The 289-nt window shown below is 68.2% G+C and carries 1 protein-coding gene; it reads left to right on the forward strand.

The annotated features are described in order from the left end of the window. Positions 1 to 289: transposase (locus tag KVS67_RS11845; protein WP_217565431.1), on the forward strand; the 289-nt coding region annotated here is incomplete at both ends.

Consider the following 289-nt stretch of genomic DNA (forward strand, 5'->3'; position numbering starts at 1 on the left):
GACAAGGCCTACTCGTCCCGCGCCATCCGTGCGCACCTGCGCGAACGCGGCACCGGCGCGGTCATCCCCGAGCCGGCCGACCAGCAGGGGCATCGCAAACGGCGCGGGTCCAAGGGCGGCAGACCCGTTGGCTACGACACTGGGGACTACAAGGACCGCAACGTCGTCGAACGGGCCTTCAACGAAGACAAGCAGTGGCGCGGCTTGGCCACCCGGTACGAAAAGCTCGCCCTGACCTACCGCGGCGGGGCAATCCTGCGGGCGATCACCCTCTGGCTCAAACGGTTAG

Origin of the sequence: Micrococcus sp. GbtcB5, assembly GCF_019091605.1 — a bacterium.
In the GTDB taxonomy this organism is placed as follows: Bacteria; Actinomycetota; Actinomycetes; order Actinomycetales; family Micrococcaceae; genus Micrococcus; species Micrococcus luteus.